The 12,024-nt window shown below is 70.3% G+C and carries 13 protein-coding genes; 10 read left to right on the top strand and 3 right to left on the bottom strand.

Annotated features, from left to right (window positions below):
- Positions 1-6: 6 nt before the first annotated feature.
- The 3 genes from CFP66_RS28275 to CFP66_RS28265 are packed head-to-tail and all read left to right on the top strand — an operon-like array spanning position 7 to position 3,125.
- The gene (locus CFP66_RS28275) at positions 7-996 is read left to right on the top strand and encodes a tripartite tricarboxylate transporter substrate binding protein (protein WP_158228244.1); all 990 of its coding nucleotides are present in this window, start codon (positions 7-9) and stop codon (positions 994-996) included.
- Positions 993-1,595 carry a tripartite tricarboxylate transporter TctB family protein gene (locus CFP66_RS28270; RefSeq protein ID WP_094928240.1) on the top strand — a complete coding sequence of 201 codons (603 nt, stop codon included), beginning with the start codon at positions 993-995 and terminating at the stop codon, positions 1,593-1,595. The genes CFP66_RS28275 and CFP66_RS28270 overlap by 4 nt, the downstream gene beginning before the upstream one ends.
- A gap of 12 nt (positions 1,596-1,607) precedes the next feature.
- Entirely contained in the window at positions 1,608-3,125 is a 1,518-nt protein-coding gene (locus CFP66_RS28265) for a tripartite tricarboxylate transporter permease (protein ID WP_094928239.1), read from the top strand.
- A gap of 12 nt (positions 3,126-3,137) precedes the next feature.
- Here CFP66_RS28265 and CFP66_RS28260 read toward each other — a convergent pair whose 3' ends face one another.
- Positions 3,138-3,737: a TetR/AcrR family transcriptional regulator gene (locus tag CFP66_RS28260; protein WP_094928238.1), complete on the bottom strand. Its 600-nt coding sequence runs from the start codon at positions 3,735-3,737 to the stop codon at positions 3,138-3,140.
- A gap of 97 nt (positions 3,738-3,834) precedes the next feature.
- Between CFP66_RS28260 and CFP66_RS28255 the strand changes: the two genes are divergently transcribed.
- From CFP66_RS28255 to CFP66_RS48065, 3 genes are read left to right on the top strand one after another with little or no spacing between them, the layout of a single operon-like run.
- Positions 3,835-5,028, top strand: a complete 1,194-nt coding sequence (locus CFP66_RS28255; RefSeq protein WP_094928237.1) for a cytochrome P450 — start codon at positions 3,835-3,837, stop codon at positions 5,026-5,028.
- 14 nt (positions 5,029-5,042) lie between these two features.
- On the top strand, positions 5,043-5,231 hold the full coding sequence (locus CFP66_RS28250) for a ferredoxin (RefSeq protein ID WP_094928236.1): 189 nt from the start codon (positions 5,043-5,045) through the stop codon (positions 5,229-5,231).
- A 22-nt stretch (positions 5,232-5,253) separates the two neighbouring features.
- The gene (locus CFP66_RS48065; protein ID WP_158228243.1) at positions 5,254-5,391 is read left to right on the top strand and encodes a hypothetical protein; all 138 of its coding nucleotides are present in this window, start codon (positions 5,254-5,256) and stop codon (positions 5,389-5,391) included.
- Here CFP66_RS48065 and rraA read toward each other — a convergent pair.
- Both rraA and CFP66_RS28240 read right to left on the bottom strand, forming a co-directional pair.
- Positions 5,366-5,866, bottom strand: coding sequence for a ribonuclease E activity regulator RraA (gene rraA / locus CFP66_RS28245; protein WP_094928235.1), 501 nt, complete (start codon positions 5,864-5,866; stop codon positions 5,366-5,368). The genes CFP66_RS48065 and rraA overlap by 26 nt on opposite strands.
- A gap of 41 nt (positions 5,867-5,907) precedes the next feature.
- Positions 5,908-6,600 carry a GntR family transcriptional regulator gene (locus tag CFP66_RS28240; protein WP_094928234.1) on the bottom strand — a complete coding sequence of 231 codons (693 nt, stop codon included), beginning with the start codon at positions 6,598-6,600 and terminating at the stop codon, positions 5,908-5,910.
- Between the two features lie 189 nt (positions 6,601-6,789).
- On the opposite strand from CFP66_RS28240, the gene CFP66_RS28235 reads away from it, so the two are divergent.
- From CFP66_RS28235 to CFP66_RS28220, 4 genes are read left to right on the top strand one after another with little or no spacing between them, the layout of a single operon-like run.
- Positions 6,790-7,965: an ABC transporter substrate-binding protein gene (locus CFP66_RS28235; protein ID WP_094928233.1), complete on the top strand. Its 1,176-nt coding sequence runs from the start codon at positions 6,790-6,792 to the stop codon at positions 7,963-7,965.
- A 38-nt stretch (positions 7,966-8,003) separates the two neighbouring features.
- Positions 8,004-9,776 carry an iron ABC transporter permease gene (locus CFP66_RS28230; RefSeq protein ID WP_094928232.1) on the top strand — a complete coding sequence of 591 codons (1,773 nt, stop codon included), beginning with the start codon at positions 8,004-8,006 and terminating at the stop codon, positions 9,774-9,776.
- On the top strand, positions 9,769-10,893 hold the full coding sequence (locus CFP66_RS28225) for an ABC transporter ATP-binding protein (protein WP_094928231.1): 1,125 nt from the start codon (positions 9,769-9,771) through the stop codon (positions 10,891-10,893). The genes CFP66_RS28230 and CFP66_RS28225 overlap by 8 nt, the downstream gene beginning before the upstream one ends.
- Positions 10,894-10,923: 30 nt before the next feature.
- Complete coding sequence (locus tag CFP66_RS28220) at positions 10,924-12,024, top strand: isocitrate/isopropylmalate dehydrogenase family protein (RefSeq protein WP_094928230.1); 1,101 nt, start codon at positions 10,924-10,926, stop codon at positions 12,022-12,024.

The raw sequence follows: 12,024 nt of genomic DNA, 5'->3' as shown, positions 1-12,024 counted from the left end.
CTCGTGATGGACACGCCCGCCCGCATCCGCATCGCCGCAGCTGCACTGGCCACGGCGGTCCTCGCGGCATGCGCACCCGGCTCGACCGACCCCGTGGCCGACCCGGCCGCTGCCGCCGACTACCCCCAGCAGGACATCACGCTCACCGTCGTCTACCCGGCGGGCTCGGCGCCCGACAGCACCGCCCGCACCTTGGCGGGCGAACTGGAGAAGACCCTCGGCACCGAGGTCGTCGTCGTGAACGCCGAGGGCGGCAACGGCATGGTCGGCCTGGCCCAGATCATGGGTGAGCCCGCCGACGGGTACCACATCGGGTTCGCCGCGAGCCCGCCGCTGACCACATCCTGGCAGTTGATCGAGACCAGCTTCCGCGGACCGGACAGCATCCAGGCGCTCGCCCAGACCAACGAGGTGCCCTCGGTCCTGTTCGTCAACCCGCAGTCGGGGATCACCACCATCGAGCAGTTCGTCGCGGCCGCGAAGCAGCGGCCCCTGAAGGTGGGCGTTCCCGGGGCCGCGTCGGTGCAGCGGTTCCAGCTCGAGGAGTTCCTCGCCGCGGCCGGCATCACCGTCGAGCAGGTCATCACCGACGCGGGCCAGCAGGTCCTGCCCACGGTCAACGGCACGCTGGACGCCGCCATCGCCCAGCCGGCGCCGATCCTGCAGTACGTGCAGAAGGGCGATCTGGCGATGGTCGGCTACTTCGGGGACCGGCCGCCGGAGGGCCTCGACGTGACGCCCTTCGCCGAGGCCGGCTACGACATCACCTGGGCCGGGTTCGAGGGCTTCATCGCCCCCAAGGGGGTGCCCGACCCCATCCTCGACCGGCTCGACACCGCCATCGAGGAGGCGGTGCACAGCGCGGCCTTCACCGAGTACACCACCACGACCCACGGGGTGCCCGCCTACGTCGAGAGGACCGCGTTCCAGGAGCGGATGGTGAACGACGTCCAGATCGCGAAGGAGACGATCGCGCGCCTCGGGTTGGGCACGTGACCGGGCCCGCGGCGGAGGGCGACGCGGGCCGCGGATCCGACGGTGACGCCCCGGCCGACGCCGGGCACCTGCGGGCGGCGCGGTTTTCCCGGATCGCCGCGTCCGCCGCCGGCGCGGTGCTGGGGGTGGTCTACCTCGTCGAGGCAGTCCGGCTGGGTGTCGGCGGCGGTGCGCGGCCGGGCCCGGGCCTGTTCCCGATGGCGGTCGGGGCGCTGCTCACCGTCGCCGCCACCGTCCTGGCCGTGCAGGCCGCGCGCGGGCGCCTGGTGGCGGCTTCCGACTCCGAGGACGACCGGGCTGCAGAGGCGGGCGGGCCGGGCGCCGCAGCCGGGCCGGATGCGCTCGCCGGAGCCGGCCCGCGGGTCCGCCTGCTGACCGTGCTCGGCGCCCTCGTCTGCTACGTCGTCGGTGTCGGCTGGGTCGGGCACCTGATCACGGCGAGCCTGGTCACCGCGGTGGGCACGCGGCTGCTCGGCGGGCGCGCCTGGTGGGTCTGTGCCGCAGTCGGCCTGGTGGCCGGGATCGGTTCCCAGCTCGTGTTCGGCCGCCTCCTCGGCGTCCCGCTGCCCACCGGCCTCTACGGCCCCGACCTCTCCTAGATCGGCATCACGATGGACGTACTGTCTGACCTCGGGGCCGGTTTCGCCACGGTCGCGACGCCCGGACCCCTGCTCGCCATGCTGCTCGGGGTGTTCGTCGGCAGCCTCGTGGGCGCACTGCCGGGGATCGGACCGGTCGGGGCGATGGCCGTCCTGCTGCCGCTGAGCTTCAGCCTCGATCCGGTCGGCGGCCTTCTGATGATCACCGGGATCTTCCTCGGGTCGCAGTACGGCGGTTCCACGGCGTCGATCCTCATGAACGTGCCCGGCGAGTCCTCGTCGGTCGTCACCGCGATCGACGGCCACGAGATGACCAAGCGCGGCCGGGCGGGTGCCGCACTCGCGGTCGCCGCGATCGGCTCGTTCGTGGCGGGCACGCTGGCGATCGTCCTGCTGACGCTCGCGGCGGGACCGGTCAGTGATCTTGCCCTGTCGTTCGCGGCCCCGGAGTTCCTCGCGCTCACCGTGTTCGCGCTGTTCGTGCTCTCCCGCCTGTCCGGCGGGTCCTTCTCGGCCACCATGGTGGCCGCGGCGCTGGGGCTGATGTTGGCGACCGTCGGCGTCGACGAGACCTCCGGTGGGGTGCGCTACACCGTCGGTGTGGAGAGTCTGATCTCGGGTGTCGAGATCACCCCGGTCGCCGTGGGTCTGTTCGGCGTCGCCGAGCTGATGCTGCTCGTCGAGCAGCGCGGCACGGTCCCGCGGCTGCCCACCGTGCGGCTGCGCGAGCTGTACCCCACCCGCGCGGAGATGCGGCGGGCCCTGCCCGCGATGGGCCGCGGCAGCGTGCTGGGCTTCCTGTTCGGGCTGGTGCCCGGGCCCGGGGCGGCCGTCGCCACGTACGCGTCCTACATGCTGGAGCGGCGCGTCTCCCGGCACCGCCACGAGTTCGGGCACGGTGCCGTGGAGGGGGTCGCGGGCCCGGAATCGGCGAACAACGGGTCCGCGGGTGGCTCCCTGGTACCGCTGCTGGTCCTCGGTGTGCCCTTCGCCGCGCCCACTGCGCTGCTGCTGGCCGGGTTCACCATCCACGGCGCCATCCCCGGACCGTTGTTCATCGAGCAGGAGCCGGAACTGTTCTGGGGACTGGTCGCGGGGATGTTCCTGGCCAACGTCGCGCTGCTGGTGCTCAACCTGCCGCTGGTCGGGCTGTTCACCTCCCTGCTGCGGATCCCGCGCGACATCCTCGTGGCGCTCATCCTGCTCGTCGCAGCGGTCGGCACGTACGCGGCGCGCAACAGCATCGTCGACGTCGGCTGGATGGTCGCGATGGGAGTCCTCGGCTACGGCATGGTCAAGCTGGGGTTGTCCCGGGCGGCGCTCATGCTCGCCTTCGTCGTCGCCCCGCTGATGGAGCGCTCGCTCCTACAGACGATCACGCTGTCCCAGGACGATCCGGGCTACATCCTCGGTCGCCCGCTTGCGGTCACCCTGCTCGTCCTCGCCGTCGCTGCCCTCGCCGCACCCGCATTCCTGCGGCGCCGCCGCGGGCGGGTGGCCGAACGGCTCGACCAGCTTGCGGACAGCTGAGCACGCCCGTCGTCATCGGGCACGCACCAGCGGCAGGTAGACGGTGTCGAGGATCTCCTCGATCGCGGTGTCCTCGATCGGCGTTCCGCGGGTCATGAACTCGTTGCGCAGCAGGTCGTGCGCCACTGTCATGACGCGCGTGCCGCGGAGTTCAGGGCGGACCTCGCCGCGCTCGATCCCTCGCCGGTAGATCTCGTCGAGCAGGTGCGGCCCCGACTCGAGCAGTTGCTTGCGGGCCTCGGCGGCGAGTTCCGGGCTCCTCGTCACCTCCGCGAGCACTCCGCGGAGCAGTTCGCCGTACTCGGAGTCCATCAGGTCGGCGAACGAACGCAACATGGTGCGTACGTCCGAAGCGAAGGAGCCGGTGTCCGGCGCGGACAGCAGCGAGCGGACCAGCTGCCCGTGCGCGTGCACGACGAGCTCGGCGCGGTTGCTCCACCGGCGGTACAGCGCGGCCTTGCTGGTGCGCGCCCTGCCGGCGATCCAGTCCATGGTCAGGGCGGCGTAGCCGCACTCGACGAGACCCTCACGCGCCGCGCGCAGGATCGCGTCCTCCAGCTCGGCGCCACGTCTGCGCAGCGGTTGGGCACCTTCGGTCGCGCTGCCCGTCATGCCTGCTAACGCTACCGGTCGTTGCACTCACTCACTCGGGCAGCTACTGTCGAAATAGGGAACCGTACGTTCCCTATCGTCACGTCAGGGGGATCTCATGGAACCGACGGTCAGCTACCCGCAGACCCGCACCTGCCCGTACCGCCCACCACATGGCTACTCCGAGCTGACCGCGAAGGGTCCGCTGCACCGCGTCGAGCTCATCGACGGCAAGCTCGGGTGGGTGGTGACGCGGCACGCCGAGGCCCGCGCGCTGCTGGCCGATCCACGGCTGTCGTCCGACCGGACCGACCCGGACTTCCCACTGATCTCGGCACGCGGGGCGGCCGTGCGCCGCCAGCCCCCGGCGTTCATCGGTATGGATGATCCCGAGCACGGCTACTACCGGCGGATGACCATCCCGGATTTCACCGTCAAGCGGATCAACGAACTACGCCCGAGGATCGAGGAGATCGCGGACGGGGCTGCCGAGCAGCTGCGGGCGGCCGGCGCACCGGCCGATCTGGTTGCCAACTACGCGCTGCCGATCCCGTCCCTGGTGATCTGTGAACTGCTCGGCGTGCCGTACTCGGATCACGCGTTCTTCGAGGACGCGAGCAGGCGGCTGATGCGCAGCGCCACCGAGGAGGAGGTCGCCGCCGCGCGCAAGGAGCTGGTGCAGTACCTGGACTCGCTGGTCGACTCCTTCTCGCGCGACAGCTCGCAGACCGGTCTGATCGGCAGGCTGGCACGTGGCGAGCTCGCCCGCGGTGAGCTGTCCCGCGACCACCTCGTCGGTACCGCGATGCTGCTGCTGACCGCGGGCCACGAGACCACGGCGAACGTGATCGCCCTGGGTAGTGTGACGTTGCTGGAGCACCCCGATCAGCTTGCTCGGTTCCGCACCGATCCGGATGTGGTGCCCGGCGTCGTCGAGGAGCTGCTGCGCTTCACCTCCGTGGCCGACAGCGCCGGGATCCGCGTGGCCACGGCTGATATCGACATCGCGGGTGAGCGCATCCGGGCCGGTGAAGGGGTGATGATCCCGAACGGGCCGGCCAACTTCGATCCCGAGGTGTTCCCCGAGCCGGACGAGTTCGACATCCGCCGGGGCGCGCGCAAGCACAACGCGTTCGGCTACGGCATCCACCAGTGCCTCGGGCAGAACCTCGCGCGGCTGGAGCTGCAGATCGCGCTTCCCCTGCTGTTCGAACGCTTCCCCACCCTGGCGCTCGCCAGGCCGGCGACGGAACTGGAACCAGGTCGCGCCGACACCATCCAGGGCCTCGGTGAACTGACGGTCACCTGGTGAGGACGGAGAATCCGATGCACGTGACCGGAGACCGCGGAGTCTGTGTCGGAGCGGGGCAATGCGTGCTGGCCGCTCCTGAGGTCTTCGACCAGGACGACAACGGCCTGGTCGTGGTGCTGCAGGACGAGCCCCGCGAGGACCGGCGCGAGGCCGTCGAGGAGGCGGTCGAATCCTGCCCGTCGCGCGCCGTGCACGTCCGATGACCCCTGCCGACCCGGAGGAGGCATGACTGTACTGATCGCAGGCGGTGGCCGAGCGGCCTCACCCCGCACCGAGGCGATCCTGCGGGGCAAGCTCGCGGAGTACGGCGTTCAGGTCGAGCTGGGCAGCGAGCTGCTCAGCCGGCGCCGGGGAGGACGATGATCCCGTCCTCGTCGCTGTGCAGCTGCGCACCGGGGGCGAAGGTGGCGTTGCCGAAGCTGACGGGGGTGTCTCGCCGTCCGTCGCCCGTCTTGGTGCTCTTGCGCGGGTTGGAGCCGAGCGCCTTGATCTCGATGTCGAGTGCTCGCAGCGCGGCGACGTCGCGGACGGCACCGTTGATCACGATGCCGGCCCAGCCGTTGTCGACCGCGAGGCCGCCGATCATGTCGCCCAGCAGTGCCCGGTGGACCGAGGCGCCACCGTCCACCACCAGGACGCGTCCCTCGCCGGGCTCGGAGAGCACGGCCTTGAGCAGCGCGTTGTCCTCGTAGCAGCGCACCGTGGTGATCGGTCCGCAGAACGCGGTGCGGCCGCCGAACTGCTGGAACCGGGTGTCGCAGGAGTCGGCGGCCTCGCCGTGCTCGTCGTAGAGGTCGGAGGTCGGGACCGGGGTCGTCGCGGTGCCGGGGACGGACATGGTTCTCCTCGGGTCGGACGGGACGGGTGCTGGAGCGCGGCTCAGATCCCGCGCGGTGTGGCGGTGGGGCCGGCGCCGAGCCGGGATGCGGCCTTGGCGCCGAGGCTGGTGTCGATGTGCCGGAGCATGATCGCGGAGGCGGTCTCGGCGTCGCCGGCGACGATGGCGTCGACCAGTCCGAGGTGCTCGGCGTGCTTCTCGTCGCGTTCGGCCTGGTCGCGATCGATCTGCAGGCCGACGCGGCGGTAGCGGTCGGCCTTGTCCCAGAGGCTGTCCAGGGTCTGGATGAGCAAGTCGTTGTGCGAGGCTGTGTAGAGCGCCACGTGGAACCGCCGGTGCGCGATCAGGTCGACGTAGGCGGGATTGGCCGGCAGCGGCTCTACGCCGCGCACCGCCTCCCGGATGTTCTGGATGTCGGCGCGGGTACGACGTTCGGCTGCGAGCGAGACGGCCAGGGGATCGAGCGAGCGTCGCAGCTCGAACAGGTCCCGGGCCTCCTCGCCGGACAGCTCGGTGACCTTCGCGTCCCGGTGGGCGCCGAGGTCGACGAGACCTTCGGACGTGAGCCGGCGCAACGCCTCCCGCAGGGGAGTGGTGCTGATGCCGATGGTGCGCGCCAGGGTCGCCTGGTTCAGCACGGCTCCGGGCGCGAACTCCCCGGAGAGGATCTTCTCGCGCAGTGTGCGGTACGCGTAGTCGCTCTTGGTCGCGTACAGCTCCGCCGGCTCGCCCATGGAACCCCTCTCGCCGTCGACAGCTATAACCTACCGCACCCAGCGGGGTCGGTGACAGCGCGGTCGCGTGGCGTTCCATCGTCCGCACCTGGTCTGCACGCTATACCGAGAAGGGGTTGACGGTTACAGGTTATAACCTCCAGAGTCTGCGGCGACAGCAGTGTCGCTATCGCCGATGAAGGAGTGCGGATGTCCGAGAGGTCGGCAGGGATCGGTCGACGGGTCGTAGGTAGGGCCCGGGTGCCGGTGACCGTGGTCACGGCGCTGGTGCTCGGTGTCGTGGCTGCGTGCGGAGGTGGAGGTGCGGCGCCGGAGCAGGCGGCGGAGAACCCGATCGCCGTCGAGCAGGTTCCGGAGCACTACCCGCCCGAGTACGCCCAGCTGATCGAGGGGTCCAGGTCCGAGGGCGGGACCTTGAGCATCTACTCCAACACCGACCAGGAGAACTGGGCGCCGATCCTGCGCGACTTCCAGAAGAAGTACCCGTGGGTGACAGACGTCCAGGCCAACAACCTCGACAGCGACGAGGTCTTCCAGCGCGTGCTCAGCGAGCAGGCGACGGGCGGCTCGCCGGCCGACGTCCTGGTGTCCAACGCGGTTCAGGCGTGGGCGGAGTACGCCGGGCAGCCGGATCGGCTCGCGGCCTACCAGTCGCCCGAGCTGGCGAAGCTGCCCGGCTTCGCCCAGGTCATGCCGAACGTGTACATGATGTCGGCCGACCCGATGACGATCGCCTACAACACCTCCCTGCTGGAACAGGCGCCCACCAGCCTCGCCGGTCTGGCGGAGATGGTGCGGCAGGACCCGCAGAAGTTCCAGGACCGGATCACCACTCGCGACGTCAACGGCTCCTTCGGGTTCACCGTGTCCCAGGCGTTCACCCAGGCCGATCCGAACGCCTGGCAGGCGCTGGAGGCGCTGCTCCCGCTGGCGCGCCCGGAGACGTCGTCGGGTACGCAGACCGAGAAGATCCTCGCGGGGGAGTACCTGGTGGGGTTCTTCATCTCCGGCGGGCCGGCCTACCCGGTGGTGGAGAACAGCGGCGGGTTGTTCGAGGTCGTCTTCCCGCAGGACGGCACGGTGGTCCTGCCTCGCGGGCTCGGAATCACGCCGGATGCGCCACACCCGAACACGGCGAGGCTGTTCCTGGACTTCGTGCTGTCCCAGGAGGGCCAGCGCGCGGTCGCCGAGGGCGGCCTGACCTCCTACCGGCCCGATGTCGTCGCCGCCCCCGGCCTGCGCACCTACCAGGAGATCGTGGACCAGGTCGGGGAGCAGAACGTGGTGATCGCGGATTACGCGCTCACCCCGGAGGAGGAGGTCACCGCGTTCGTCGGGCGCTGGGACGGGCTTCTGGCGCGCTGACGAGCGCAGCGACGACGACGACGGGGAGAGCACGTGACATGGCAGTCCTGACCGAACCACCACCTCGGGCCACACCGCCCGGGTCGTCCTCGACGCTGCCCGCGCCGCGCTACCGCCGGTTGCTGGGCGCAGGCCGTGAGCTGTGGGTGCAGTACGCGGTGCTGGCCTTCCTGGCCGTGCTGGTGCTCGCCCCGGTGGTGCCGACCTTGATCCAGTCCGTCCTCGACCGGCCGCTGTACGAGGTCGGTGGCATCTTCACCCCGGACAACTACGTCCGGCTGTTCACCGAGTCCGGGTTCGGCACGGTGGTGCTCAACACCGCGCTGTTCGCCGTGGGAACCACCGTGTTGAGCCTGGTCATCGCCGTGCCGATGGCGGTGCTGGTGATCCGTACGAAGCTCCCGCTGGGGCGCGTCTTCGCCGGCGCGATGCAGTGGCCGTTCTTCATCTCCTCGCTCATCCTGGGTTTCGGCTGGATCACGCTCTACGGCCCGGCAGGCTTCGTCAGCACGCAGGTGCGGGCGTGGATCGGCACCGTTCCGTGGAACCTGTACTCGATCCCCGGAATGGCGATCACCGAGGCCGTGGCGCTGGCGCCGATCGCCTACGTCTTCTGCGCGAACGCCCTGCGCACGTCCGACGCCTCGCTGGAGAGCGCGGCTCAGGTCTGCGGGGCCCGGCCGTTGCGCATCCTGTTCTCGGTCGTGATCCCGATGCTGCGTCCGCCGATGGTCTACAGCTCGATCCTGGTGTTCAGCATGTCGGTGGAGACGCTGAGCGTGCCCCTGCTCTACGGGCAACCGGTCGGGATCAGTGTCTTCTCCACCTTCCTCTACACCAATGGGCTGCAGTCGATCGATCCCGACTACGGGGTGCTCGGGGCCGCATCGACGCTGATCCTGCTGGTCACCGTCGGGCTGGTGACGGCCCAGGCGAAACTGCTCGGACAGGCCCAGCGGTTCGTCTCGGTCAGGGGCAAGGCCACCCGGCCCCGACGTCTCGATCTGGGCCGGATCACATGGGTCGGCGTCGTCGCGATCGCCGTGTACGTGGTCTTCGGTGCGCTGCTGCCCGTCCTCGGGCTGGTGTTCCGCTCGTTCACCCTCGTCTTCACCCCCCTGCAGAACCCGTTCCAGACGGTGACCACCGCCAACTACGAGCGGATCTTCGGCTTCGATGCCTACGTCCAGTCGATCGGGAACAGCCTGATCGTCGCGGGTGTCGGGGCCGTGGTCGTGAGCGCGGTCGCGGTCCTGGCCGTGCTCGTGTCGAAGCGCTCCACGTTCCGGTTCCGCAAGCTCGTCGAGTACCTCGCACTCGCGCCGCAGGCCATGCCCGGGATCATCGTCGGAATCGGGCTGTTCTGGGCGTTCGCCTACCTGCCCTTCGGGCTCGGCGGTCTCATACAGGGCACCCTCGTGGCGTTGATCATCGGGTTCGGGCTGCGGGCCCTGCCCACGGGGTTCGGGTCGATCGCGCCGTCGGTGCTGCAGATCGGTCAGGAGCTCGACGACGCAGCCCGCGTCTCCGGCGCGGACTGGGTGCAGACCTTCACCTCCGTGATGGGGCGGCTGATCACGCCCGCGTTCGCCGGCGCGGTGATCCTCACCTTCGTCACCATGCTCAAGGAGTACTCACCGGCGATCTTCCTGGCCTCGGCCGACTCCAACATCATCGGCACGACCATGCTCGAGCTCTGGGTCCAGGGAAACACCGGATCGGTCGCCGCGCTCGCCACGATCCAGATCGTCATCACCGCCGCGTTCGTCGGCGTCGCCGGGCTACTCATGAAGGGGCACACCGATGCCTGACGTCAGCGTCCAGCAACTGTCCAAGACGTTCGGCACGACCAGCGTCCTCGAGCAGGTCGACTTCACCATCGGCGACGGTGAGTTCTTCACCCTGCTCGGGCCGAGCGGCTGCGGGAAGTCGACCACCCTGAACTGCATCGCCGGGCTGGAGAGGCCGACGAGTGGGCGCATCACCGTCGGTGATACGACCTTCGTCGACGTCGACCGCAAGGTGTTCCTGAGCCCGGAAGAGCGCAACCTCGGGATGGTCTTCCAGTCCTACGCCTTGTGGCCGCACATGACCGTCGCGGCGAACTTGGCCATGCCGCTGAAGATCCGCAAGGTCGGCAGGGACGAGCAGGCCCGCCGCATCACCGAGGCACTGGACAAGGTCGGGCTCGCCCAGCTGCAGGACCGGATCCCCCACCAGCTCTCCGGCGGTCAGCAACAGCGCGTCGCGCTCGCCCGAGCGCTGGTCTACTCGCCCGGCGTGCTGCTGCTGGACGAGCCGCTGTCCAACCTCGACGCCAAGCTGCGCGAGCAGGCCCGCGCGTGGCTCAAGCGGCTCCAGGAGGACCTGGGCATCACCACGGTCTACGTCACCCACGACCAGGACGAGGCACTCGCGCTCTCGGACCGCATCGCGGTGATGAGCGGGGGCGACATGCTCCAGATCGGCAGCCCGCACGAGATCTACGAGCAGCCGGCCGCCGCTGCCGTCGCGGCCTTCGTCGGGCGGTGCAACTTCCTGCGCGGCCGGGTCGAGGCCTGCGGCTCCGGGACGACCACCATCCGCCTCGCCGACGGCGGCGACGTCGTGAGGGTCGCCGCGGCCACGCCTGCGCCGGTCGGGCAGGACGTCACCGTGGCGATCCGCCCCGAGAAACTGGAGGTCGTCCCGGCCGACGGCGCAGCGGGGGCCGTGAACCTGCTCGGCACCCAGATCCTCACCCGCTCCTACGTCGGCTCGCACTACGAGTACGACGTGCGGCTCGGCGACCACGTGGTCCAGGTGGAGAGCACGCGCGACGGCCTCTCCGGGCGGGTGTGCCTCGCGTTCGCTCCCGAGGCGGCGTTGCTCTACCTCGACGCCGCCCTGCCGGCCGACGCCGAGGACCTGCTCACCCTCCAGGTCTGACCGACCCCCGCCCGCACCCGAGAGGCAGACATGACCAGTACCCCGCCCCGCCGCTACCGCCTCGGCGTCCTGCACGGCGACGGCATCGGCCCGGAGATCGTGCCCTCGGCGGTCGCGATCGTCGACGCGGCGCTCGCGGCGTCAGGTGCCGCGCCCGCCGAGTGGGTGGAGCTCCCGCTGGGCGCCTCCGCGATCGCGACGCACGGCGCACCCACCCCGGACTCCACCCTCGAGGCGCTCGCGGGGCTCGACGCCTGGCTGCTCGGCCCGCACGACAGCGCCTCCTACCCCGAGCCCCACCGGTCGCAGCTCAACCCCAGCGGCACCATCCGCAAGCACTTCGGCCTCTACGCCAACATCCGCCCGGCCAAGGCGTTCCCTGGTGGCAACGCCATCGTCGAGAACACCGATCTGGTGATCGTCCGGGAGAACACCGAAGGCTTCTACGCCGACCGCAACACCCACGCCGGCACCGGCGAGTTCATGCCCACCCCGGACGTGGCGATCGCGATGGGCATCATCACCCGGGCCGCCACGGAGCGGATCGCCCGCACCGCCTTCGAGCTCGCCGAGGCCCGCAGCAAGAAGCTGACCATCGTGCACAAGGCCAACGTGCTGAAGCTGACCACCGGCCTGTTCCGCACCGTGTGCCGCGAGGTCGCCGCCGACCACCCGGACGTCACCGTCGACGACTTCCACATCGACGCGATGACCATGAAGCTGGTCCGGAAGGCCGACGAGTTCGACGTGATCGTCACCGAGAACATGTTCGGCGACATCCTCTCCGACCTCGCCGGCGAGGTCGCGGGCTCGCTGGGCATCGCGCCCTCGGTCAACTCCTCCGACTCCCACGCCATGGCGCAGGCAGCGCACGGTTCCGCCCCCGACATCGCCGGGCAGGACCTCGCCAACCCGATCGCGATGATCCTCTCCAGCGCGATGCTGCTCGAGTGGCTTGCCGTCAGGAACGACGACCCGCGGCTGCGCGATGCGGGCGGCCGCATCGAGCGGGGCGTCACCACCACCGTCAGCGGTGGCACCAGCACCCCCGACCTGGGCGGCTCCGCGTCCACGACCGAGTTCACCACTGCCGTCGTCGCCGCCGTCACGGCTGCGGCGAAGGCCGCCTGA

The organism is Pseudonocardia sp. MH-G8, from assembly GCF_002262885.1.
Classification (GTDB): domain Bacteria; phylum Actinomycetota; class Actinomycetes; order Mycobacteriales; family Pseudonocardiaceae; genus Pseudonocardia.
This window is presented reverse-complemented; position numbering and strand designations above follow the sequence as displayed.